22 protein-coding genes are annotated in these 25,311 nt (G+C 60.1%); 14 read left to right on the forward strand and 8 right to left on the reverse strand.

The genetic code is table 11. The features are described from left to right. Positions 1–17: 17 nt before the first annotated feature. The 4 genes from HQL98_02620 to recA all read right to left on the reverse strand — a co-directional run bounded on the left by HQL98_02620 (position 18) and on the right by recA (position 6,906). On the reverse strand, positions 18–1,154 hold the full coding sequence (locus HQL98_02620; GenBank protein MBF0270957.1) for a hypothetical protein: 1,137 nt from the start codon (positions 1,152–1,154) through the stop codon (positions 18–20). 136 nt (positions 1,155–1,290) lie between these two features. Then, the gene (locus HQL98_02625) at positions 1,291–3,126 is read right to left on the reverse strand and encodes a hypothetical protein (GenBank protein ID MBF0270958.1); all 1,836 of its coding nucleotides are present in this window, start codon (positions 3,124–3,126) and stop codon (positions 1,291–1,293) included. 382 nt (positions 3,127–3,508) lie between these two features. Further along, complete coding sequence (gene parC, locus HQL98_02630) at positions 3,509–5,770, reverse strand: DNA topoisomerase IV subunit A (protein MBF0270959.1); 2,262 nt, start codon at positions 5,768–5,770, stop codon at positions 3,509–3,511. Beyond that, positions 5,767–6,906: a recombinase RecA gene (gene recA / locus HQL98_02635; protein ID MBF0270960.1), complete on the reverse strand. Its 1,140-nt coding sequence runs from the start codon at positions 6,904–6,906 to the stop codon at positions 5,767–5,769. Before recA ends, parC begins: the two co-directional genes overlap by 4 nt. A gap of 150 nt (positions 6,907–7,056) precedes the next feature. On the opposite strand from recA, the gene HQL98_02640 reads away from it, so the two are divergent. From HQL98_02640 to HQL98_02670, 7 genes are all read left to right on the forward strand, one after another. Continuing rightward, positions 7,057–8,106, forward strand: a complete 1,050-nt coding sequence (locus tag HQL98_02640) for a type IV pilus twitching motility protein PilT (protein ID MBF0270961.1) — start codon at positions 7,057–7,059, stop codon at positions 8,104–8,106. A gap of 31 nt (positions 8,107–8,137) precedes the next feature. Next, positions 8,138–8,743 carry a hypothetical protein gene (locus tag HQL98_02645; protein ID MBF0270962.1) on the forward strand — a complete coding sequence of 202 codons (606 nt, stop codon included), beginning with the start codon at positions 8,138–8,140 and terminating at the stop codon, positions 8,741–8,743. Next, on the forward strand, positions 8,740–9,318 hold the full coding sequence (locus tag HQL98_02650) for a hypothetical protein (GenBank protein ID MBF0270963.1): 579 nt from the start codon (positions 8,740–8,742) through the stop codon (positions 9,316–9,318). The genes HQL98_02645 and HQL98_02650 overlap by 4 nt, the downstream gene beginning before the upstream one ends. 128 nt (positions 9,319–9,446) lie before the next feature. Further along, positions 9,447–10,595: a PilT/PilU family type 4a pilus ATPase gene (locus HQL98_02655; GenBank protein MBF0270964.1), complete on the forward strand. Its 1,149-nt coding sequence runs from the start codon at positions 9,447–9,449 to the stop codon at positions 10,593–10,595. Positions 10,596–10,602: 7 nt separating this feature from the next. After that, positions 10,603–11,658 carry a PilT/PilU family type 4a pilus ATPase gene (locus tag HQL98_02660; GenBank protein MBF0270965.1) on the forward strand — a complete coding sequence of 352 codons (1,056 nt, stop codon included), beginning with the start codon at positions 10,603–10,605 and terminating at the stop codon, positions 11,656–11,658. A gap of 46 nt (positions 11,659–11,704) precedes the next feature. After that, a complete protein-coding gene (locus tag HQL98_02665) occupies positions 11,705–13,033 on the forward strand; it encodes a diguanylate cyclase (GenBank protein ID MBF0270966.1) in 1,329 nt (442 codons plus the stop codon). Then, entirely contained in the window at positions 13,030–14,088 is a 1,059-nt protein-coding gene (locus HQL98_02670) for a hypothetical protein (GenBank protein MBF0270967.1), read from the forward strand. The genes HQL98_02665 and HQL98_02670 overlap by 4 nt, the downstream gene beginning before the upstream one ends. Here HQL98_02670 and HQL98_02675 read toward each other — a convergent pair. Next, complete coding sequence (locus tag HQL98_02675) at positions 14,049–14,291, reverse strand: hypothetical protein (protein MBF0270968.1); 243 nt, start codon at positions 14,289–14,291, stop codon at positions 14,049–14,051. The two genes, HQL98_02670 and HQL98_02675, sit on opposite strands and share 40 nt — an antisense overlap. A gap of 258 nt (positions 14,292–14,549) precedes the next feature. Between HQL98_02675 and HQL98_02680 the strand changes: the two genes are divergently transcribed. Both HQL98_02680 and HQL98_02685 read left to right on the forward strand, forming a co-directional pair. Further along, entirely contained in the window at positions 14,550–15,515 is a 966-nt protein-coding gene (locus tag HQL98_02680) for a cation transporter (protein MBF0270969.1), read from the forward strand. Positions 15,516–15,591: 76 nt separating this feature from the next. Then, a complete protein-coding gene (locus tag HQL98_02685) occupies positions 15,592–15,933 on the forward strand; it encodes a CZB domain-containing protein (GenBank protein MBF0270970.1) in 342 nt (113 codons plus the stop codon). A gap of 87 nt (positions 15,934–16,020) precedes the next feature. Here HQL98_02685 and HQL98_02690 read toward each other — a convergent pair whose 3' ends face one another. From HQL98_02690 to HQL98_02700, 3 genes are all read right to left on the reverse strand, one after another. Further along, a complete protein-coding gene (locus HQL98_02690; protein MBF0270971.1) occupies positions 16,021–16,623 on the reverse strand; it encodes a hypothetical protein in 603 nt (200 codons plus the stop codon). Positions 16,624–16,666: 43 nt separating this feature from the next. Further along, positions 16,667–17,266, reverse strand: a complete 600-nt coding sequence (locus HQL98_02695; GenBank protein MBF0270972.1) for a NapC/NirT family cytochrome c — start codon at positions 17,264–17,266, stop codon at positions 16,667–16,669. A gap of 143 nt (positions 17,267–17,409) precedes the next feature. After that, entirely contained in the window at positions 17,410–18,174 is a 765-nt protein-coding gene (locus HQL98_02700) for a PHP domain-containing protein (protein ID MBF0270973.1), read from the reverse strand. A 259-nt stretch (positions 18,175–18,433) separates the two neighbouring features. Between HQL98_02700 and HQL98_02705 the strand changes: the two genes are divergently transcribed. The 5 genes from HQL98_02705 to HQL98_02725 all read left to right on the forward strand — a co-directional run bounded on the left by HQL98_02705 (position 18,434) and on the right by HQL98_02725 (position 25,293). Beyond that, positions 18,434–20,305 (forward strand): nitrate- and nitrite sensing domain-containing protein, encoded by a 1,872-nt coding sequence (locus HQL98_02705; GenBank protein ID MBF0270974.1) that lies wholly within the window; start codon positions 18,434–18,436, stop codon positions 20,303–20,305. A gap of 69 nt (positions 20,306–20,374) precedes the next feature. After that, complete coding sequence (locus HQL98_02710) at positions 20,375–20,998, forward strand: DUF4337 domain-containing protein (GenBank protein ID MBF0270975.1); 624 nt, start codon at positions 20,375–20,377, stop codon at positions 20,996–20,998. Between the two features lie 11 nt (positions 20,999–21,009). Beyond that, positions 21,010–22,185 (forward strand): hypothetical protein, encoded by a 1,176-nt coding sequence (locus HQL98_02715; protein ID MBF0270976.1) that lies wholly within the window; start codon positions 21,010–21,012, stop codon positions 22,183–22,185. Positions 22,186–22,295: 110 nt separating this feature from the next. Then, entirely contained in the window at positions 22,296–23,177 is an 882-nt protein-coding gene (gene lsrF / locus HQL98_02720; protein ID MBF0270977.1) for a 3-hydroxy-5-phosphonooxypentane-2,4-dione thiolase, read from the forward strand. Positions 23,178–23,211: 34 nt separating this feature from the next. After that, a complete protein-coding gene (locus HQL98_02725; protein ID MBF0270978.1) occupies positions 23,212–25,293 on the forward strand; it encodes a bifunctional aldolase/short-chain dehydrogenase in 2,082 nt (693 codons plus the stop codon). Positions 25,294–25,311 lie beyond the last annotated feature (18 nt).

Raw genomic sequence — 25,311 nt, forward strand, 5'->3', positions numbered from 1 at the left:
GGCCGACAACCACCCGCTCAAAAACCCCCGGTCACCCCCACCGTGACCAATCCATAACGGCTCTCGAACTTGTGGGCGCTGAAGGCATTGTAGGTGAAAGGAATCTCTCCGACAAACTGATTGGCCATCAACTGTCCACGCATGAACAAACCCGCATGCTCGAACAACGGGAACGGAGGCTTGTATCCCAACTCCCCGGTGACAAAATGGTTGGTATCGATGACCGTCTTGCCCATTTGCGTGACCGCCTCATCCACGTCCCGATTCCATTTCACGAAACGGTAGCCGAAACGGGCGCGCCATTGGGGACTCATCCAAGCATACATGCCACCCGCCTGATAATATTTCGATTCATAACCAATATTCAGCCCCTCGGGAATGTCCTGGCCATTCGGGGAGGGCACCTTGAAATCCAGCACCCGCCCACACTGGCTGATACAAACCCCGGAAATGCCCCGTGAGCCATCCGGCAGGGTATACGGTTTGAGTTGAAACTGACCGCTCGCGGTCAACCCCCCCACCGACAATCCGGTGACATCCACGCTGTCAAATTCGACCGTGCTCTTTCCGTAACCGACGAACATGGATAACGACGTATTGTTGGTCAGGTTCCAGGTATTGATCAAATCCAGTTGCACCTGATCATCCCGTGGTTCCTCCACATGGATCCGCTGGGTGGTCACACTGGTCCCCCCCATGGTGACTGTGGAAGGGGATCCCTTGATGGCCTCGGAAGCGGAATCCCGCCAGGCGCTCAAACGCAACGCCACGGAGGGAAAGGCCCCAAACGAAGGCATCACCTGGAATTGCGCCGCCCCGTGCAAGGTGACGCTTTCACCGCTGTCGTAAGGGGTGATCACCTTTCTCGACCAGACGCCCCCATCCACCCACAAGCGCCGACTCAAGGCCAGCCCTCCCCGGGCGTGCCCCCCCCGATAATCCCCGATGGCGCTGTTTCGGGGATCGGTCTCCCCGCGCATGTTGAACAAATCCACCTTGCTGTTCATCACATCCATGCCCACCTCCCCCTCGCCGTGCCAGGCTTCAAAGCCCGGATTGGCGTTGAGAAACTCGTCCAGAGGCGCGGCACGCAACCCGGTCGAAACCATCAATCCACCCAGCACGGACAGCCAAACCCATCTGCATTTCATCATGATGTTTTCACTTTTCATATCCGGGTTGAACCAGCAACAGGCTTTTGCGGCCCCATGATACCGCCATTTCCCGACACTTCTCAAAAAAAAACGCGCCCACAATGGGGCGCGTTTTTTTGTACGCAGACAGACGTTCTTACTGAGCGGAAATCGTGCCCTGAACGGTCGAGAACGGCTTCGCGGTCGTTGCGGAACAGGAAGTCAAGGACTCGGTGTAATTACAAGCCGACAGGGGCAGACCCGAGACCGTCACCTTGTAGTAGTAATTGCCCTTGGTGCCATTGGCATCCAGGGAGGTGGCGGCCAACTGGCTGAACAGACCAGCCACTTTCATGCTGAGGGTCGCCTGGGGGGAGGTGCCGGAACTGGTGACGGACAACACATCCAGATCCCCATTGGTCAACGTGGCCGTGGCAGGAGCGGAAGCGGTGGAGTTGGCGGTGTAATAGCTCACGGGAGCCACACCGGCACTCGGGGCGCTCAAGACGATGCTGGTGCCGTTGCTGGTCCAGTTGAAGGAGGTGCTGACCGAGATATACCGTTCGCCGGCATCGCGGGTCGCATTGGTGCCATCCACCAGGGTGGCGGTCACGACGGCCACACCGGAACCCTTGGTGCCGTCGAGGTTGGCCATCGTAAAGTTGACGATCGGGGCAATACCCGAAGATTTGCCGACATTGCTCAGGTTGCTGGCGCTGAGGGCAACGGGGAAATTGGCGGTCATGACGCCGGTGCTGTCCACGGTCTGGCTCATGGTCGCGACGGTGGCGGAAGCCGTGGTTCCGAGGGGGAAGTCCATCAGGGTGACGGAGGGCTGAACCCGAAAGTTGACGGCATTCAAAGCGGCCCCGGCCTTGTCGTCGATATTGGTGACCGCACCGCTGGCGTTGCTGTTCAAGGTGGTGAGGGTCTCACCCGTGGGCATGGTCATGGAAGCCGACCCGCCGGTCGAAGCGGCTGTGAGGGCCGTGTTCATCGCCGTTTCCATCGCGGTGCTGAAGACACCCAACGATTTGGCGACCTTGACATCGCTCTGCATCTGCTGCTGGAAGGCCGTGGAGAGGGAAGACAAGAAGGAGGTGGTAGCCAACGTACCCGCAGAGGCCATGGTACCCGTGGCCACACTATTACGGGTCAGACTGCCGGTAAGAACCTCGGCGCTGACGACCGCCTTCTGGGTGCTGACCAACGCATCCAGGCCGCTGATGCTGAGGGATCTGCCAGCAATGGTCACGGTGGAGTTGTTGGCACCCACCATTTGCTGTCCAATCGCCTGCATGGCAGCCGCGACATTGGTCGTATTGGCCGTACCCAGGGAACTGGTCAGACGACGGACCACCTCACCCGCCGCGTCGGCCGCGCTTTCAAAAGCGGTGATCTGGGTCGTGGTGGTGATGGGGGTGGTCATGGGGTTGAAGCCGGAAGCATTGGCATCCGCGCCGAAACCGAAGGACTTGAGAACGGCGGTGGACGCCGTGGAGACCAACTGGGACTGCTCCGTGGCGGACTTGCCGGCCATGGCGGTCAAAGAGCCACCGGCAGCAGCCTTCATGGCATAGGCCATCATGGTGGTTTGGGGCGACAGGTTGGCCGTGGTCTGCGAGGTGTTGGTCACCAGGGATTGCAGAGTCAGGTCATTGGTCTTGCCGGTGGTTTTGTCCGTACCACCACTCACTTCGATGCGCAGGGGGGGCAGACAGGTGGAGGAAACGGACAAGCTGTACTTGCCGTCGCTGCCGGTTTGGGTGCTGGTACAAGGGGTGGTGCCGTCACGGGAGTAGACATTGACGGTCGCGACCTGGAGCAGACCGTCGCTGGCCAAACCGCCAACCGTGGTGCTGGTGACGGCCGCGGTGGTGCTGCCACCGCCGCCGCCACAAGCCGCCGTTCCGACAACCAACGCCATGGCGCCGGCCATGGCCAAAAAGGTGCTGCCCTTGGAATGCATGGATTGAAGACCCCACTGTCTCATTTTTAACAAACTCCTGTACAAGAAAACATTAGAAAAGTTCGACGCACCCAACGCGGGGGTCTTGGTTTATCATCTCAAACGAAAGCGTCATGTGATTAAAGACACTATTTGATTCGGATGGATTGACGGATTGCAAACCCGCTGGTGCCTGACTGGATCAAGCCAATAATGGTCATAATTTTTACAAATTTAACCTATGATGCGTCCATGATTGAACGATGTCAAGATTTTTTTTCACCGTCTTGATCGTATGGAAGGCCGGAATTGGCCGACATCAACCCCTGAGCATGCATTAGACCTCCCCACCACGAAAAAGACAACCAAAAAAATCATATCACACCATAAACACGAACTATGCGACAAACCACAAACAAACCTAATTTCAAAACATCTCCCGGGTATATCCTTTGCCCGCTTCCCAAGGCGAAACCCCGGTGCCCACAAAGACCGCCCCGGAGAGGAACCCGTGGGGCAGCATGGCGCCACGGGTGGCCCGGCGGCCCCGCCACAAGGTCAGGTCCGTGAAATTTTTTTGCCGTTTGCCCGTATCCAGGGTAATGCCGTCTTCGGGCCGGAAGGTGGTGGCATCCATCAACACCTCATCCGACAGCAGAAACTGAATCCGCACCCCCTGCCCCCGGGACAACAAGGGAAACTCATCCAACCCGCACACCAACAGCTTGCGACCCCGACCGATGGCCGCCACCTCGCTGCCCTTGACCGGATGCAGATGCAACAAGGTATCGTTGGGTTTCAAGGTCAACCACTGCTTGCCGTCGCGCCGACTGGCGATCAAATCCGCTCCCGACACCCGGAAACCCTGGCCCAGACGGGTGACCACGAAATATTCCCGCTCCGGATCCGGAGCCATGACCCATACCGCCGCATCCCCGCCTTCTATATTGAACAGCACCGTCAGCGGATCCCCAAACCCCTTCCCCGCCGGCAAACGGTCCGCCAGCATGGAAAACGCCTTGCCCGACGCGGTGACGAAGGTGATCTGGTCGTTGGCATGGGCCTTGATCGTCATCAACAGCCCATCCTCTCCCTTAAAACGCAGTTTGTCGGCCACGATCTCCTCGTGTCCCCGCACGGTCCGCACCCAGCCCATGCGGGAAAGGATCACGGTGACCGCCTCTCTGGGGGTCAGATCTTCGGGTTTCAGGATCACCTCCGGGGGAGGCGCTCCGGCCAACTCGGTACGGCGGGGATCGGCGAACTCCTGACGGGTCAGACGCAACTCCCCCTCGATGGCCGCCCACATCAGACGATCATCGGCGAGCATGGCGGTCAACTCCCGGGCTCTGGCCTCCTTGTCGGCCATCTCCTTGCGGATTTCCATCTCCTCCAGCCGCCGCAAGGCCCGCAACCGGAGATTCAACACCGCTTCGGCCTGCTCCCGGTCCAGCCCGAAACGGGCCATGAGCACCGGAGCCGGCTCGTCGTGCTCCTTGATGATGGCCACCACCTCATCGATATTGAGATGGGCGATCAGATGGGCGGACAACAAATGCAGCCGTTCGCCGATGCGCGCCAACTCGAAGCGGGCGCGCCGCCCATGCACGTCGAAGCGATGGGCCAGCCACGCCTTGAGCAGACTGGCCAGATCCAGCACCTTGGGACGCCCCTGGTCGATGACGTTGAAGTTCATCGTCACCCGGGTCTCCAGGTCGGTATTCTTGTAAAGATAGGCCAGCACCATTTCCGGATCCATCCGGCTGGATTTAGGCTCCAGCACGATCCGCACCCGTTCGTCGGACTCGTCGCGCACATCCTCCAAAAACATGCACTTGTGTTCGACGATCAACTCGGCGATCCGCTCGATCAGGCGGGACTTTTGCACCTGATAGGGGATTTCGGTCACCACCAGCCGCCACGCTCCCCGGGGCAGATCCTCCCGAAGGATCCGGGCCCGCAACCGCAAGGTGCCGCGACCGGTCTCGTAGATGGCCAGCCGTTCGGCCCGGTCCGCCACCACCACCCCGCCGGTGGGAAAATCCGGACCCGGCACGATGTCGAGCAGACGATTCACCGTGGCATCGGGTTCGTGGATCAGGTGCAAGCAGGCGTCGAGGACTTCACCGACGTTGTGGGGCGGGATCGAGGTCGACATGCCCACCGCGATCCCGGTGGAACCATTGGCCAGCAGATTGGGAAAACGGGAAGGCAGAACCGTCGGCTCTTCCAGGGAACCGTCATAGGTGGCGGCGAACTCCACCACGTCGAGGTTGAGATCCTCCATCATGGCCCGGGCGGCCACGGTGAGGCGGGCTTCGGTATAGCGCATGGCCGCCGCGCCATCGCCATCGATGTTGCCGAAGTTCCCCTGGCCATCCACCAGGGGATAACGGACCGCGAACTCCTGGGCCAGTCGCACCATGGCGTCGTAGGCGGCCTGATCCCCGTGGGGATGGAATTTGCCGATCACGTCGCCCACCACCCGGGCGGACTTCTTGTAGGGCGAACCCGGATCCAGATTCAGTGCGCGCATGGCGAACAGAATCCGCCGATGGACCGGTTTCAATCCATCCCGGACATCCGGCAGGGAACGGCTGATGATCGTGGAGAGGGCGTAGGCGAGATAACGGGTCTCCAACTCCAGCCGCAACGGGGCGTCAACGATGACGCCGGCTTCCGGATTCAAACATCCCCTCCATCCGCCTCATAGCTTTCTTCCGAGCTGGCGGCGGGACGGGCAGCGGGTTTGCCGCGCCCCCCACCCTTGCCGCCCCCGGCCTTGGGCGAAGCCAGCCCGCTCATCATGGTCACGTCGCCGCTGCGCTTGGGCGCCAGGCCGAAATGGGTGCGCAAACGATCCTCCAGGGAGTAGAGCAGTTCGCGGTTGTCCCGCAGATACTGCTTGACATTCTCCCGTCCCTGGCCGATCCGCTCCCCGTCGAGGGAGAACCAAGCCCCGGATTTTTCGATGATCTTTTCTTCCACGGCCATGTCCAGCACCTCTCCTTCCAGGGAGATGCCCTCGCCGTAGTTAATGTCGAACTCCACGGTGCGAAACGGCGGCGCGTGTTTGTTCTTGACCACTTTCACCTTGCAGCGGGCGCCCACCACCTGTTCCTTGTCCTTGATGGCGGCCACGCGGCGGATGTCCAGACGCACGGAGGCGTAGAACTTGAGGGCATTGCCACCGGTGGTGGTCTCCGGATTGCCGAACATCACCCCGATTTTCTGACGAATCTGGTTGATGAACAACACCACGGCCTGGGAACGGTTGATGGAACCGGTCAATTTCCGCAGCGCCTGGGACATGAGACGGGCCTGCAAGCCCATGTGGGAATCCCCCATCTCTCCTTCCAGTTCCGCCTTGGGGGTCAAAGCGGCCACCGAGTCCACCACCACCAGATCCACCGCCCCGGAACGCACCAGCATGTCGACGATTTCCAAAGCCTGCTCCCCGGTGTCGGGCTGACTGATGAGCAGTTGATCGATATCCACCCCCAGACGACGGGCATAGGCCGGATCCAACGCGTGTTCGGCATCCACGAAGGCGGCCACGCCTCCGGCCATCTGCACCTCGGCGGCCACATGCAAGGCCAAAGTGGTCTTGCCCGAAGCCTCGGGACCAAACACTTCCACCACCCGTCCCCGCGGCACGCCACCGATACCCAAAGCCAGATCCACGCCCAACGATCCGGTGGAAATCACCGGCACATCCGCCACCGCGGCGGCGCTCATCCGCATGATGGATCCCTTGCCATACTGCCGCTCGATCTGCGAGATGGCCGCTTCCAGGGCTTTGGCCCGATCCGTGTCCAGTGCCATTTTTTCCAACGCTCCTTGCTGTCAAAAAGTCGATACCGTGGTTGCCCGACTGGTGGGATTTCGTGTATGATCATCCTTCGCATTGACGCGGAACGCAATCGTTTTTCGATTTCACATACAAGCCGACACCAAAAAACATAGCGAGGCATCATGTCCAAAAAAGTCGATATTTCCGAACTTCTGGCCTTCAGTGTGCGCAACAAGGCCTCGGATCTCCACATCTCCGCCGGCATGCCTCCCCTCATCCGAGTGGACGGGGAAATCCGTCGCATCGACGTGCCGCCTCTGGACGCCGACGAGGTCAAGGGCATGGTGTACGATATCATGAACGACAAACAGCGCAAACAATTTGAAGAAGAGTACGAATGCGACTTCTCCTTCGCGGTGCCCAATCTGGCCCGGTTCCGCGTCAACGCCTTCAATCAGCAGCGGGGACCGGCGGCGGTGTTCCGCACCATTCCCTCGGAGATCTTAAGCCTGGAACAGCTCAACTGCCCGGAGATCTTCAAGGAGTTCGCCGAGACCCCCCGCGGACTGGTGCTGGTCACCGGTCCCACCGGCTCGGGCAAGTCCACCACCCTGGCCGCCATGATCGACTACAAGAACAAAAACGAATACGGTCACATCCTCACCATGGAGGATCCCATCGAGTTCGTCCACGAGTCAAAAAAATGTCTCATCAACCAGCGTGAGGTCCATCGGGACACCAAAACCTTTGCCGCCGCCCTGCGTTCGGCCCTGCGCGAGGATCCAGACGTGATCCTGGTGGGGGAAATGCGGGATCTGGAAACCATTCGACTGGCCCTGACCGCCGCCGAAACTGGCCATCTGGTTTTCGGCACCCTGCACACCACCTCCGCGGCCAAGACCATCGACCGTATCGTGGATGTCTTCCCAGCGGCGGAAAAAGACATGATCCGCACCATGCTCTCCGAATCGGTACGGGCGATCATCTCGCAGAATCTGTTGAAGAAAAAAGGCGGCGGACGGGTCGCGGCCCACGAAATCCTGGTCGGCACCCCGGCGATCCGCAACCTGATCCGCGAAAACAAGGTGGCCCAGATGTACTCCTCCATCCAGACCGGTCGCGCCCTGGGCATGCAAACATTGGAACAATGCTTGCAAGAACTACTGAACAAGGGACTCATCACCAAAGAGGCCGCCCGTGACAAGGCCAACATCAAGGACGGGTTCAAATAAGCATTCTGCCCTGTGAAGGAATATTGACTCCATGAAGAAAATCCACTCCGGTCTCGCCACCCTGGTTCTCGCCGCACTCATGGGTGGATGCGTCGCTCCAGGCGCATTACAAGGTCAACCGTCCACCGGTCCGGCCATCATCCAAAACGAAGTGGATCTCATCCGCATGAGTCACGCCCTGACCGACGCGCTGGTGGCCGAACTGCGCAAGAATCATCCCTCGTTCCACCAGCGCAAACCCCTTCTGGTCACCAGCTTCGTCAATCGCGGCCAGTTGGACAGCACCTCGGAGTTGGGCAACCTGATCGCCGATCACGTCGCCTCCCGTCTCACCCAGCAGGGTTTCACCGTGGTGGAACCGAAACTGCGCAAGAGCCTGGCCATCCGTCAGGATCAAGGGGAGTTCATCCTCTCCCGGGATATCGAAAAGATCAGCCAGGACAACAAAGCCTACGCCGTGGTCACCGGTACCTATACCGAAACCCGGGAAGCATTGGATTTCACCTCCCGCATCATCGCCCTCAACAGCCGTCAGGTTCTGGCCTCGGTTGACGCCAAGGTACCGGTGGGCTCCACCACCCGTGACCTGCTGATCAACTCCAATGGCGGCACCAGCATGCCGGTGGTCACGCGATGAAACGCTTTTCACCCTCTTTCCTGCGCCCGACCCTGAGTCTGGCGTTGCTCTCGGTGGTGGCCGGGGGGTGCGTCTCCTCCTCGACCCCACAAGAGGGCTATCCCCTGATCTCGGTGCCCCTCACCTCGACGGCGGAAGTGGAACCGGGTCAGGTGGCCCAACAGGCCGCGGACGGCATGATCATCACCCTCGGCGACAAACTGCGCGACCGGGAAGTGATCCTGCCCGCCTCCTTCGTGGACGAAAGCAACCTGGAAAAAACCTCTCCCCTGGGACGGCTCCTGGCCAAACAGATGGCCTCGCGCTTCACCCAGGCCGGCCATTCGGTGGTGGAGATCACCCTGCGCAGCGAAATCCTCCTGAAGAAAGGCGCCGGCCAGTTCGTCCTCTCCCAGGAAGCCAAGGAGATCCGCAAGACCCACAAGGTCTCGGCGGTGCTGGCCGGCAGTTACGTGACCGCCAGAAACCGGATCTACGTCAATGCCCAACTGATTCGGACCAACGACGGGGTGGTGCTCTCCTCCAACGACTTCAGCATGCCCCTGACCCCGAACATCCGGGCGCTCCTCAAGTAATCCCCCCTTTCCCGGCCAGTCGAAAGGGTTTATTCTTGCATCCCGGTCCCTCAACAAGACCGGGATTTTTTTTGCCCTTTGCCCGTTCATTTCCGACCCCTCCATCCGCCATCCCGAGGAATCCATACATGGAACGCGACCAGGCCATCAAATTCATGCTCGACGCCCTGAAAACCATGCTTGCCAAAGGCGGCTCCGACCTGTTCATCACCACCGGATTTCCGCCAGCCGCCAAGCTCGACGGCAAGATGACCCCCCTGGCCAAAGCCCCCCTGGACGCCTCCCAAAGCCTGATGCTGGTCCGCGCCATCATGAACGATCGCCAGATCAAGGAGTTCGACGCCACCAAGGAGTGCAACTTCGCCATCAATCCGCCGGGTGTGGGCCGCTTCCGGGTCAACGCCTTTGTCCAGCAGGGACAGGCGGGCATGGTGCTGAGAACCATCACCACCGACATTCCGGATTTCGACAAACTCGGCCTGCCCCCGGTACTCAAGGATGTGGTCATGAGCAAAACCGGACTGGTGCTGGTGGTGGGTGGAACCGGCTCGGGCAAGTCCACCACGTTGGCAGCCATGCTCGGCATCCGCAACCGGGACAGCTACGATCACATCATCACCATCGAAGACCCCATCGAATACGTCCATCCCCACGTCAACTGCATGATCACCCAACGGGAAGTGGGGGTGGATACCCTCAGTTGGCACGCGGCCCTCAAGAATACCTTGCGTCAGGCCCCCAGCGTGATCCTCATCGGCGAAATCCGCGATCAGGAGACCATGGAACACGCCATCAACTTCGCCGAAACCGGCCATCTGGCCCTCTCCACCCTCCACGCCAACAGCGCCAACCAGACCCTGGACCGGATCATCAACATGTTCCCGAGCGAAAAGCGTCATCAACTGCTCATGGATCTGTCGCTGAATTTGCGGGCCATCGTCTCCCAGCGACTGGTCAAGAAGAAAGGCGGTGGACGGGTGGCGGCCATCGAGATCATGCTGCGTTCGCCGCTGATCGCCGATCTGATTTTCAAAGGGGAGGTGGCAGGCATCAAGGAGATCATGGGCAAGTCCAACGACCTGGGGATGAAGACCTTTGATCAGGCACTGTTCGACCTCTACGAAGCCGACCTGATCACCTACGAAGACGCCCTGCGCAACGCCGACTCCGCCAACGAACTGCGTCTGCGGGTCAAGCTGGAAAGCAAAGGGGCCAAAAAAGGGGACATCAACGAAGGACTCGACCGCCTCGCCCTGACCCGCAAAGACGACGAGTGATCCCCCCATGAACCTGACCCCCTATCTCAAGCTCATGATCGAAAAAGGGGCCTCGGATCTCTTTTTCACCAGCGGGGCCACGGTGCGCATGAAACTCGATGGCCGTCTGGCCGTGGTGGGCAAGGAACTGCTCACCGCCGAGATGATCGATCAGGCGGCCCAGGGGATCATGGATGAGGCGCAATTCGATTTTTACAAGAAAAACCTGGAAATCGACTTCGCCATCGCCCTGGGAGACGAAGGACGTTTCCGGGTCAACGCCTTTCACCAGAAAAACCAGCCGGCCATGGTGCTGCGCTACATCCGCTCCCAGATTCCCACGCTGGAGCAGTTGAAAGTCCCTCCGGTGCTGGCGGAACTCATCTTGAACAAGCGGGGACTGCTGCTGATGGTGGGGGGCACCGGATCGGGCAAATCCACGACCCTCGCGGCCATGGTGGATCACCGCAACAGCAGCATCGGGGGCCACATCCTCACCATCGAAGATCCAGTGGAGTTTGTCCATCCCCACAAAAAATCCATCGTCAACCAACGGGAGGTGGGCATCGATACCCACTCCTACGCCAAGGCCCTGAAAAGCAGCCTGCGGGAGGCTCCGGACGTGATCCTGATCGGCGAAATCCGCGACCGGGAGACCATGGAAGCCGCCATGGAACTGGCGGGCACCGGCCATCTGGCCATCTCCACCCTGCACGCCAACAACGCCTATCAGGCCCTGACCCGCATCATCAACCTGTTTCCCCAGGCGTTGCATCCCCAGTTGTTCATGGATCTCTCCTTGTATCTGCGGGCGATCCTCTCCCAACGGTTGGTGCCGAGCCTCGACGGCAAACGCCGCGCCGCGGTGGAGGTGATGATCAATACTCCCCACATCGCGGAGTTGATTCTCAAAGGAGAAATCGACGCCATCAAGGAGTCCATGGCCGAAACCAGCGTCAAAGGGATGCAGACGTTCGATCAGGCCCTGTTCAATCTGTACAAGGAGGGGGCGGTTTCCATGGAAGAGGCCTTGAACAGCGCCGATTCCCGTGCCAATCTGGAGGCCAAAATCCATTTCGGTTAACACCCGCATTTCCCGCGGGTCATCCTTATGGGAGTCACCAAGGTCCATGGCACGCATCCTGGTGGTGGATGATGATGGTCAGGCCATCGAGCAGACCGCCCGGTTGATTTCCAACGCCGGGCATTCCGCCGACTTTCTGTTGGAATCCCCCTATCTGCTGCACAAACTGGAGGCGTCACCTCCGGATCTGCTGCTTCTGGATGTGAACATGCCGGAGGTGGATGGGGTGACGCTGCTCAAAAGGATCCGGGCCACTCCCCATCTGAAAGAAATTCCTATCATCATGATCACCGGGGAGACCGACGAATCCCTGATTCAGGAGTGTTTTCAGCTCGGCGCCGTGGATTTCGTCAACAAGCCGATCCGGCCTTTGGAGCTGTTGTCCCGCATCCGCATCGCCCTGGAGACCAAAGCCCATATCCATGCCATCCAGGCGCAACGCAACGCCTTGCAACGGGCCAAATCCTTCACCGACGCCATTCTCAACAGCATGGACGAGGCCATTTGCGTCATCGATCCGGATTCCCATGTGGTGCTGGAGGCCAATCGTCTGTTTCTGGAACAGCTCAATCTACCCCGCCATCGGGTGGTGGGGGAAAAATGTGTCACCTTGCTGGCGGACAAAAGCCGTTCCTGTCCCCAGTGCCCCGGTCCCGGTGAGGAGGCGTGCATTCTGCGCACCACCGTCGATTCCGGCGCGTCGGCCTGCCGGGAATTCTCCGGTCACAGCCCCCAGGGAGAACCGCTTCACACCCTGGTCCAGACCCTGCCCATTCACGACGCCACGGGTCGGGCGGATCGCATCGTGTGTCTGGAACGGGACATCACCCAGACCCGTGAAATGGAAAACCGCCTCAAGCATCTGGCCTTCCACGACCCCTTGACCCATCTGCCCAACCGGCAGTTGTTCCACGACCGGTTGCATCAGGCCCTGGCCCAGGGTCGGCGTCATGCCCAGATGGTGGCGGTGATGCTGTTCGATCTGGATCATTTCAAGAACATCAACGACACCTTGGGCCATGCCGCCGGGGATCAGTTGTTGCGGGAGGTGGCCAACCGACTGAAATCCTGCGTGCGGGAAAGCGACACCGTGGCGCGACTGGGGGGGGATGAATTCACGGCAGTCCTGACCAACGTCTCCGACGCCTCCCAGGTGCGCAAGGTGGCCAAGAAAATGCTGAAAGCTCTGGGGAGGAAATTCTATCTGACGGGTCACAAGGTCACGGTCACCTCCTCCATCGGCGTGAGCCTCTACCCCCACGACGGCGACGAGATGTCCGACCTGATCGACAAGGCGGACAAGGCCCTGTATCAGGCCAAGAGCGCCGGTCGGGACACGGTACGCTTTTTCTCTCCGCCGGAGGCAACCCCATGACCCCCCGTCCCCCTGCCGGTTGGCGGATCTGGTGGCTGCTGCTGATCTGGCTGATACCGGGCATGGTCCGGGGGGAGACGGGAGCGCGGGTCACCGTCGGGGCGCAAGAGGCGGAAGACGCGGTGCAGCGCATCCTTGGACAGGCATTCTGCGCGCCTACCGAGACCTTTGCCCAACCCCCGTCCTGGGTCGTCCAGCCGATCCGGCATGACCGCTGGGGCCAGGGGGGCACCATGGCCATCACCCTGGATCAACAAATCCATCAACTCCTGCTACCCCTGATCACCCAATACGCCCAAGAAAAACAACTGGACATCCGGGTACGGGAAGGCACCTGCGGCACCTCGGCGGGTCTGATGAGCCGCAAGGCGGTGGACATCGCCGGATTCTGCTGTCCTCCCGGAAAAAGCGACCGTCTGCCCGGACTCACCTTTCACACCCTGGGCATCGCCAGCATCGCCATGCTGGTCCATCCAGAAAACGGACTGACCAATCTGAGCTTGGAGCAGATACGCGGCCTCTTTCGGGGACAGCCCCGGCAGTGGTCGGAGGTGACCGATCTGACGGGTCGCCGGGGTCCATCCTGGCCCGTCCAACCCATCGGACGGCTGCACTGCAAGCTGCGCCCCGGACACTGGCGCACACTGCTGGGCAATCCGGACGACTTCAGCCCCCACATGGAAGAGGTCGGCGCCATTCCCGACATGATCCAAAGAATTCTGGCCCAGCGGGGCAGCATCGGTTACGAGACCCTCTGGCATGTGAAACGCCTGACCGACACAATCCGCCCCAATCCCCTCTCCATCGACGGCAACGCACCGGACGATGTGCAGGCGGTGTTGAGCGGTCGTTATCCCCTCTATCACGTCTTCAATCTGACCTTGTGGCAAGGGGAAGGAGTGGCCAACCCCCACGCCCAGGAACTGGTCGCCCATCTCAAACGCGCGGTGGAATCCATGGATCCCCGGGTCACCATGATTCCGGCGGCCATGCTGCGTCAGGCGGGCTGGCCGTTTCAAGACGAAGAGTTGATCGGCGGCCCCCCCAAACCCTGAACCCTGGCCTCTTGTTGCGGCTGGCCGTCGGATGGCGCTTCCACCGCGAAGGGATCGGCGTGTTCGACAGTTTTCCGGCCCCGTGTTTTCCCCGCTCCCGGACCCGTCCCCCCCTCCCCACTCCCCTGCTCCACCCCCGCGCCACGCAAATTGACCTGTTTGAACAATTGATCGATCAGCCGCTCGTGTTGCTCGGATATCATACGTGACTCCTTTTTTTTTACCATCTCCAGATGGCAACTCTACCCGGAAAATGATGGTTCATCAATATGGAAAATCCGGCAACGCCATAGCAATCCCGCACTTGAATCGTGAAAGCAAACATGATAACCTGTCAAAATGATCATTAGAAGATTCAATAACAAAGACAACCACACCCCCATGCAACCCGTACAAATCGCATATCCATACGAAAACATGATCGATGGATCGTGTATTTCTCAACTCAAGACAAATACACCATGACCCCATTCAAACAGTGCCAAAAATGTGTGGTGCAGGCCGGATGGACAGACTTGGCCGCCGCGATTGCCCAGGCAATCTTCCGCAGCCTGCTTGGATGGTTGTCCGGCAGTCTGGGATTGGTGGTTCAGGGACTGTATTCCATTGGCGACGCGGTGACCAAAAGCGTCACGCTGTTCAGCATCCATGTGGCCAAACGCCCCCCCAGCAAAACATTCCCCTTTGGCTTTGGAAAAGTCTTGTTCATTTCGTCCTTCGCCATTGGAGTCGTCTTGATCGTGGGGGGCATCTTCCTGGGTTTGACCAGTTTCACCGATATTGTCGGCATCCAATCGGTTCCTTCGTTGATGACGGCGGTGGGTATTCTGTTGTCGGCTGCCGCCAGTGAATGCATGTACCGTTTTCTGGGCTGCGTCGCCAAGGAAAACAACAACTCCGCCATCGAATCCGCCTCGATGGACAATCGCCTGGATGCCGCCTCATCCATCATTGTGTTGATTGGCATTTTTCTATCCAATATCGGCATTCCTTCCGCCGATCATATGGCGGCCTTCGTGATTTCACTGCTGGTCATCCGCATCGGCGGCCTCATTGCCTGGGATGCCATCAAAGGTTTGCTGGATGTCACCGTTTCCCAGGACGCCTTATCGGAAATGGCCCGCACCGCCCGCATGATCCAGGGGGTGCAGGAAGTCAAACTCATCCGGGGTCGCAGTCTTGGCGAATACTGGGAGATCTATCTGCACATCGCCATCGATGAAAAACTCACCATCCGCGCAGGGCACGACCTCTCCACTCTTCTGAAAGAACGACTGCTGACGGACTTTCCCAAGGTTCAACACATCTGGGTTGTCACCATCCCCAGCGAAACGGAAGAGGAAGACGGCGGCAACTACTGGAAAGAACACCTTTTTTCCCTGCCTCCTGGCGGCGGCGCCCCGAAAACACCGGCAGACAATCCATAAACATAAAACCAGGATTGACCCTGACGCTCCCCATAAGCCTGTCCGCATGGACGATAAACACCCACGAGAATGACACATGATCGACCTATCACGAGCCAGACTGGTCCATTTGAAATGGTTGTTCCAGCTTGAAATGTTGTTGCGGCAGGAGTCCATCCCGCAACTGCAGACCTACATGACCTGTGAACTGGGAATCTGGCTTTATCAGGAGGGAATCAAAAAATACAGCAAATATCCAGAAATATCCTTCCTGGAGAAGCGTCACAAGCGGTTTCACGAGACGGCGGATCTGCTGGTCAGTTACTACAAGAACCGCAACTTCGTGGAAGCGGAAGTGGCCCTGGATGAATTGAAACGGGACAGTCAGGATTTGATCTTCATGTTGACGATGATCGAATACCGCATCCTTGAAAACTGAAAACACACCTGAAACCCGATACGGCCCAAACCGGCCCGGACCGTCCGGGATACCCCCGCGACGATCCGGCTCCTCGTTTCACGCCGGTCACTTGCCTTTGGCCGCAGCACCCCACACGTCCGGGGCAATGCCATCCAACAGGCTGTGACAACTGGTGCATTTGCCCTGCAACTCGTCCAAAGCCTTCAAAACCGGTTCCGGACTGCCTCCGGCTTCCAGTTGTTTGATGGAGGCCTGATAGAGTCCCTTCATGGATTTCTGGCACTGCTCGGCGATTTTGTCAAAATCCGCCTCGGTGAGGACGCTTCCCCCCTGTCCATTCTTTTTTTGCAGGGTGATGGAGGTGCTGACATGCCACTCCATGGGGCCCAACAGACCGAAGGTGTGTTGCAATCCCGAAACGTGACGGGCCAGATTGCGACTGTAACGGAAATCATGGGTCGCCAGTTGACGAATGGCCTCCGCATGCAAACGCAGCATGGTGATGACCGATTCCACATATCGATCCTTCTCGGAAGACTCCACCAGACCCGGCGCCAGGGAGAAAAACAAGGCTCCCCCGACCGCGGCCAGCCAAAAGCGCCTGCGTCCCGGAGGATTCCGGAAAACGGGTCGAAGATTCCGATCCCAATCCAACATGGGCCTTTCTGCCTGATTGTTCATGACCACCTCACCACGCACATGCGACATGTTCCAAAACCATCCCCGGTATTCTTGGGCATTCCCTTGCGACTCACGGGGCCGGTTCTTCAGGCACCTCGTGGGCAATACCGCTGTGACAATCGATACAGGTTTTGGTTCCTTCCTGCATCATCCGTTCGTGTTTGTTGGCCGCCGTGCGTTGTTGATCCGCCAGTTGCATCGCCTCGTAGGTGTGACACTGGCGACACTCCTTGGAATCCCGTTTCCGCATGTTCTCCGTGACCAACTGCGCCAACCGGTAGCGGGATTTCTCGAAGGAGGCAGCATCCGGATAGGTGCCGACCAGATGGTGGTACAGATGCCGTCCCCCCACGATCACCTTGTCCAACATCTTATCCTTGTAGTCCACCAGTCCCTTGCCGTGGGGAATGTGACAACCGGCGCAGGTCACCCGAACCCCGGAGGGATTCTTGTAGTGGATGCTTTTCTGGTATTCCTTGTAGACCCCTTCCATTTCATGGCAGGAGATGCACATTTCCAGACTGTTGGTATAACCATCCATCAACAGGAAGTGCCCACCCAGAAAACCGATCCCCCCCACCAGCAAACCACCCATGAAAATCCACCAGAATCCGGACTTGCACTTGCCACCACGACCACGTTTATCCATCCCGCCCAGGCCCGATTCCATGGCCGATCTCCTTATCAATCAAAACGAAAACATGACAGTGGTCAATACGCCCGTCACGGGGTCCAGCCCCCCGCAATCCGAGTCGTCCGGACGGTCTGATTGACCTTATATGGCGGCATGTTCGACGGGAGCGGCTGCACTTGTCAAGTGAATTTTCCAGAAATGCGAGCTTTTCCCTGTATCCACACCTCCGTCTCCCGCAGCACTTTCCAGGCCAATCCGATCTCGTCGGGATGATGGGCGTTGGAGCCGGGAGCGAGCAGCACCCCATGACGACGACAGATTTCCAGAAATGGCCCCATGGGATAATGATAGGCGGGATTCAACTCCAGGCCCTTGCCTTGGGCCTTGGCCCGGATCACCACCTCTTCAAACAAGGCCATGGGAAACGGGGTCACATATTTGCTGCACACTCCCCCCGGGTGGGCGATGGCGTGTACCCGGGGATGATCGATCAGGGCCAACAGACTGCGAAACTCCAGATCGATGGCGCGGGCCGGATCGATGCCGGAAAGATCCCAGCCATATCCGGGATAGGCATGCACCGCCCCCAAAATGAACTCGCTTTCGGTCAGCATCTCTTCCGTGGCCAACAGATTGCCCTCCAGATCGAGAATCGGCACTTCCAGTCCCAGCACCACCTCCATCCCGCCGGCTTCCGACCGGCGCAAATCCCGCACGGTGCGGGCATAACGCTCGAACCACCCCGGACCGGCCACCAGTTCGGGTTCGGTATGTTCGGTGAAAATCAACCGTTCGATCCCTTTGGCCCGGGCCACGGCCATGGTCTTCGACACCGACGACGCACCGTCGGAAAAATCCGAATGCACGTGATATTCCCAACGGGGCAACTGCGCCAGGGGACGATCCGCAGGATAAAACCACTCTTGAGTCACCAGATTCACCATGTCATACCTTTTCCTTGTGCCATGCCACCGCCATTGATACCAACCCGCCTGTCATCGGATTGAAATTCCGACCCCATCCGCCACGCATCTCCCTGTCTGACGCGCCCGGCACGGGTTGACCGTCGGGCAGGAGTTAGTTATTCTCACTTAGATATAAAAATCAATATTCCTGCTGAACCAGCGTTCACGAAAATGATATTGACCAATATCACGCTTATGCGGGGATCACCCGTCCATCTCACAGGGGGAGAGGATCACCATGTCGTTACTCAATCGAATCACATTGCGCACCAAAATTGCAATCATGCTTTTGTTGCCCATGGTCGGCATGATCGGGTTCGGGGTGACAGGGGTTGTGGACAAACATCGGTTGACGCAGCAAATGGACGCCATGACCGCCCTTTCCGGCCTGGGGGTACGCATCAGCGAACTGGTCCACGAAGCCCAGAAAGAACGCGGCATGAGCGCCGGATTCATCGGCAGTCAGGGCAAAAAATTCTCCGACCAACTGCCCAAACAGCAGCAGGAGAGCGATGTCATGCTCAAGCGCATGCGGGATTATCTGCAAGGATTCAATGTCCAGCTATACGGCAATGAACTCAACACATCCCTCAACGGCGCGCTGGGTCGGCTGGAAAAACTGCCGGAAACCCGACGTCAGATTCTGGCCCTTGCGCTGCCGGCACCGGAAGCCATCGGTTTTTACACCCAGACCATCACCGATCTGCTCAACGTGGTGGGCGCCCTGCCCAAGCTTTCCGCCAACGCGGAACTGGCAGCCATCACCGGCGGTTATGTCCATTTTCTGCTGGCCAAGGAGCGCAGCGGTCAGGAACGGGCTGTCCTGACCAACACCTTTGCCAAAAACGCCTTCGCCGAAGGAATGTTTCCCAAATTCATCGCGCTGGTGACCGAACAAAACGCCTATCTGGGGGTGTTCCACTCCCTGGCTCCGGCCTCCCAGCGCGACTTCTTCAAAGAGAAGATGTCCACTCCGGCGGTGGCCGAAGTGGAAAAAATGCGCGCCATCGCCATGAGCAAAGCCATCACCGGCGAATTCGGAGTCGATCCCAACGTCTGGTTCTCCACCATCACCGACAAGATCAACCTCCTCAAGGAGGTGGAAAACCGCCTCTCCCAGGATCTGGACAGCCGGACCACCACCCTGGCCACCGAGGCCAGAACCCTGTTTTGGGGCGGAATGATCCTCACCTCCCTGGCGGTGCTGGTCAGCGTGATCCTGGGAACCCTGATCGCCCGTGAAATCATGCTGCAACTGGGCGGAGAACCCTCCGAGGTGGCGGCCATGGTCCAGACCATCGCCACCGGTCAGCTCAACGTCACCTTCGACAACCGCGCCAAGAGTGGCATCTACGCCGCCATGGAGACCATGGTGCAGAATCTGCAAAAAACCATCGGTGTCTTGATGGATGTAGGGGTCAATCTGGTCAATCAAAGCAACTCCGCCAGCGCGGCGGCCCAGACCCTCTCCCAGGGGGCCACGGAACAGGCAGCGGCCATCGAGGAGACATCCGCCTCCATGGAACAGATGGCCGCCAATATCCAGCAAAACACCGAAAACGCCCAATTGACCGAAACCATGGCCGGCAAAGCCTCGGTGGATGCCCGGGAGAGCGGTGTGGCCGTGGAGCAGGCCGTGGGGGCGATGCGTCAGATTGCCAGCAAGATCAACATCATCGAAGAGATTGCCCGTCAGACCAACCTGCTGGCCTTGAACGCCGCCATCGAGGCGGCCCGGGCCGGCGAGCATGGCAAGGGATTCGCGGTGGTGGCCGCCGAGGTGCGCAAACTGGCGGAACGCAGTCAAACCGCCGCCGGAGAGATTACCCAACTGTCCACCACCAGCGTGCAGGTGTCGGAACAGGCGGGACAACTGCTCTCGACCCTGGTGCCGGACATCCAGAAAACCGCCCAACTGGTCCAGGGCATCACCACCGGTTCCGAAGAGCAGGCCCAAGGCGCCGCCCAGGTGAACGAGGCGATCCAGCAACTCGACCAGGTGCTGCAACAAAACGCCGCCTCCGCCGAAGAGATGTCCGCCACCGCCGACGATCTCGCCTCCCAGGCTGCGACCTTGCAAGAAGCGCTTTCTTTCTTCAAACTCTCCTGAGCGGAAAAGCCACTCATATCCTTGTATCAGCATTGATCGTTACCAAACCGACAACGGAGCCACCATCCCATGGAAATCCACGAAACACACGAAATGGTCCATCACGCTGCCCACGGGGGCGGCCATGGCGACGGTCATGACGATCCGGGCCTCAACAGCCGCAACAAACGGATCGCCATTTTGATCAGCGCCATCGCCTGTCTGCTGGCCATCGTGGAAATCGGCGGCAAAAGTTCCCAGAACACCGCATTGACCTCCTACATCGAGTCCTCCAATCTGTGGGCCTTCTACCAGGCCAAAACCATCCGCATGACCATGACCAAAACCTCTGCGGAGATGATGGAGACCATCAAACCTCTGGAACTCCCCCCGGAACAGGCGGGTCTGTGGAACAAACAGATCGATACCCTGCGCGCCACCGCGAAACGCTACGACAGCGAACCGGAAACCAACGAAGGCCGCAAAGAATTGATGGCCCGGGCCAAACAGGCCGAAGACAAACACGCCCACGCCCTCCACGCCTATCACCTCTACGAATACGCCGCGGCGGCCATGCAGATCGGCATCGTGCTGGCATCGGCCTCGGCGGCCACCAGCGTGCTGGTGCTGGCCTATCTGGCCGGCGGGCTGGCGGCTTTGGGATCGGCCATCGCCTGCGTAGCGTGGCTGGCTCCGACGGCCTTGCATTTTTAAAGAGGGCTCCCATGACCCGACTCTCCGGCGCCGGCAGGATCGGTTGGCTGTGCGGACTGGCGCTGCTGTGCTGGCAGACGCCGGGCGCAGCCGAATCCTGCCGCATCGCCTTTGATGTCGGTTCTTCCGGCATCCGGGTCGGCCCCACGCCCCAGGCCGAACCGGCCAAGGTGGCCATCGATTATCTGGGGGACGTGTGGCCCGATCACGAAATCGACCGCACCGTGGACGCCACCATCCAGGCTCTGCTCTCCCTGCCCCGGGCCGCCGGAATCCCTCCCGGTTGCCGCGGGGTGGCGGGAGGGTATTCCGCCTGGCGACTGGCCTTGCAACAAGGGGATCCCACCCGGCTGATCGCCACCTTGCGCACCATCCACGCCCAAACCCAGGTGCCATTGTTTGTCATTCCCCAAGCGGTGGAGGGGACCCACGGCCATCTGGCCGCGGAAAAAAGTCTGGGAGATCGTCTGAAAACCCCCTGGATCCTGGATCTGGGAGGCGGCAGCGTCCAGATTGCCGGCAAAAGCTCGGGATGGGGCACCGACCTGGGACAAAAGGCGTGGCGCAAGCTGTATTGCGAACAAGTCAAAAAAAATCCCGACCCCACCTGCTCCCCCAATCCCGTGGGTCCGACCGCCCTGGATGAAACCGCCCGCATCCTGGCGCCCCGCTTCGCCGAAGCCACAAAACAGCTGGGCACCGGCGTGAAAATCACCGCAGTCAGCGCCCCTGTGGTCAAGGCGATCCATCCGGTATTGCGATTCCTGGCGGAAGAACGCCACGCCATTCCCACCGGAGGGGTGGATGCCGACGGCTTCAACCGCGCCACTCTGGACGCCGCCATTGCCCTGCTCTCCCCCCTGGACAACGCCGCCATCGCCCATCTGCTGGAACTGGAAGATCCGGCGGGCCTGTCCGCCACCAAACCGGTGTGCGATGCCCGCTTCCTGCCCACCCTGGTGACCGACATGCTGTTGGTCCACAGCCTGATGAGCGAACTCAAGGTGGAGCGCCTGGAAGTGGCCTTCGCCTCCATCACCAACGTGCCGGGCCTGCTGGCCGACCCCAACGCCGCCGCCTGGGCCGACCACTATCCGTGTTATCTGCAAAAACTGGAAACCATGGGCATCGACGCCTTTCTGGCCGATCCGTCCTCCTGCGCGCCTGAGCCACCCAGACGGGATTAAAGCAGCTCGAAACCCTTGCCAAGCGCCCTCCTTTGGGGCAATCTTGCGCTCCTTCGCCAGTCTAAGGAACACCAGCGGACGCCACGCCCATTCCAAAGGAACCATAAAAAATGGCCGATACCGACGATCTGAAAGAGACCCACGACTATCATTTCGACATCCCGCAACGGGCCCAGCCGTTCCCCCTCAAAGGGTGCGACTCCCTGGACTGGGGGATGAAGAACCGGCTTTCCAAAATCTTTTCGCCGACCACGGGCCGCACGGTGATGCTGGCGGTGGATCATGGCTATTTCATGGGACCGACCACGGGACTCGAACGGATCGATGTCACCATCAATCCGTTGCTGCCGTATGCCGACACCCTGATGTGTACCCGTGGCGTGTTGCGCGCCCTGACCCCCGCCACCTTCACCAAAGGGGTGTCGTTGCGGGCCAGCGGCGGTCCCAGCATTCTCAAGGAGCTGTCGGACGAACGGATCGCCGTGGACATCGAAGACGCCTTGCGCCTCAATGTGGCGGCCATGGCGGTGCAGGTGTTTGTCGGAGGCGAATTCGAAACCCAGTCGATCCACAACCTGACCCGTCTGGTGGACCAGGGTTTGCGCTACGGACTGCCGGTTCTGGGGGTCACCGCCGTGGGCAAGGATCTGGCCCGGGATGCCAAATACATGCGTCTGGCCACCCGCATCTGCGCCGAACTCGGAGCCACCTTCGTCAAGACCTATTACGTGGACAAGGGCTTCGAGAGCGTCACCGCCGCCTGTCCGGTGCCCATCGTGATCGCCGGCGGCAAGAAACAACCCGAAGCCGATGCCCTGACCATGGCCTACAACGCCATCCAGCAAGGCGCGGCGGGGGTGGACATGGGCCGCAACATCTTCCAATCCGACGCGCCGGCGGCCATGATCCAGGCCGTGGGCAAAGTGGTCCACGACGGCTTCACGCCCCGGGAGGCGTTCGCGTTCTATCAAGACCTCAAAGCCGCCCGCTGACCGTATTCACCCCCTTGCCGAACCGACGACGCTCATGAAAAACCGCTGGTCAGAGACCGAGGCCGCCGAATACCGCCAACGCTACGCCCCCCGTTGGGGGGAGCGTCTGGCCCTGCGCACCTACTCCAGCCGCCTGATCGGCGCGGAAAAAGGGCTGGTGCTGCACGGCGGAGGCAACACCTCGGTCAAGGGAAGCGCCCGCACCCTGCTGGGAGAAGAGATCGGCGCGATCTTCATCAAGGCTTCGGGGTGGAATCTGGAAACCATCGAACCCGAAGGTCACACCGGTCTGGAACTGGCCCCGTTGCGTCCGCTGATCGGCCTCAAGACCCTGGACGAAGCGGCCATGATCAACGCCCTGCGGGTGCGCCGTCTGGACGCCGAAGCCCCCACCCCTTCCATCGAGGCGTTGCTGCATATCTTTCTGCCCCACGACTTCATCGATCATACCCACGCCGACGCCATCCTCGCCTTGAGCAACCAACCGGACGGGGAACAACACCTCCGGGCGGCACTCGGGGACCGGGTGGCCATTTTGCCTTATGTGCATCCCGGATTCGCCCTGGCCAAGGCGGTGGCGGAACACCAAGCCGCGGCCCCGGAGTGCGTCGGTCTGGTGCTGATGCATCACGGTCTGGTCACCTGGGGTCAAAGCGCCCGGCAATCCTATGACGCCACCATCGAACTGGTCAGCCGCGCCGAAGAATACATCATCCGCCACTCCCGGGCTCCCAAAAGCCTGCGCCGGGTCACCGCCTTGGCCGCGGCCCGGGAGCGTTATCTGGAGGCGGCTCCGGTGTTGCGGGGACGGCTGGCGATCCCCACCGGCGAAGCGGATCATCCGTTTCAACGCTTCATCCTGCTGCCGGTGATCACCCGCGAGACCCTCAATCTGGTGGACTCCGAACAAGGGGCCGAACTGGCCATCACCCCACCCTTGACCACCGATCACCTGATCCGCACCAAGCCGCTGCCCCTGTGGATCGACAACATCGACGCCATTCCCGCCGCCATCGAGGGGTACCAAACCGCCTATCGGGAACGGTTCCAACGGCTGGCCGACGCGACGAATCCGCCCATCCCCTTCGATCCCTCCCCCCGGGTGATCTTCATGCCCGGCATGGGGGCCATCTGCGTGGGCCGCACCGGCGCCGAGGTGGACGTGACCCGGGATATCCTGCTACAAACCCTGACGGTCAAAAACCAGATCGCCGCCATGGGAGCCCGTTATCGGGGACTCGACGACCCGGATCTGTTCGCCATGGAGTATTTCCCCCCCCAACTCAAAAAACTCAAGAACGTCCAGGAAGCGCCCCTGGCCCGTCAGGTGGCGCTGGTGACCGGAGCCGCCGGGGCCATCGGTTCCGGGATCTGCCGGGAGCTGTTGGCCCATGGCTGTCATGTGGCTGCCGCCGACCTGCCCGGCGAAGGGTTGAACTCCCTGGCGGAAGAACTCAACCGCCTGCATCCGGGACAACTGCTGCCCGTGCCCATGGATGTGACCTCAGCCGACGCGGTGAGCGCCGGTTTCACAACCGTCGTGGAGCGGTGGGGCGGGGTGGATCTGGTGATTCCCAACGCGGGACTGGCCCATGTGGCCGGACTGGAAGAGTTGACCCTGGCCACGTTCCAGAAATTGCAAAGAGTCAATGTGGAAGGCACCCTGCTGGTGCTGGCCGAGGCGGCCCGGCTGTTCCGACGCCAGGGCACCGGGGGGGATGTGGTGATGATCTCCACCAAGAACGTCTTTGCTCCGGGTGCCCGTTTCGGCGCCTACAGCGCCACCAAGGCGGCGGCCCATCAACTGGCCCGCATCGCCTCCCTGGAACTGGCGGAACTGGGGGTGCGGGTCAACATGGTGGCACCCGATGGCGTCTTCGCCGACGGGGCGCGTCCTTCGGGACTGTGGGCCGAAGTGGGACCGGACCGCATGAAGGCCCGGGGCCTGGACGCCGACGGCTTGCAGGAGTACTACCGCAACCGCAATCTCCTCAAGGCGCGCATCACCGCCCAACATGTGGGCAAGGCGGTACTGTTTTTCGCCACCCGTCAAACTCCGACCACCGGGGCCACGTTGCCGGTGGATGGGGGTCTGCCGGACGCCACCCCCCGCTGAGTGTCTCTCAACCTTCGC

This window comes from Magnetococcales bacterium, assembly GCA_015231755.1.
Lineage (GTDB): Bacteria > Pseudomonadota > Magnetococcia > Magnetococcales > Magnetaquicoccaceae > Magnetaquiglobus.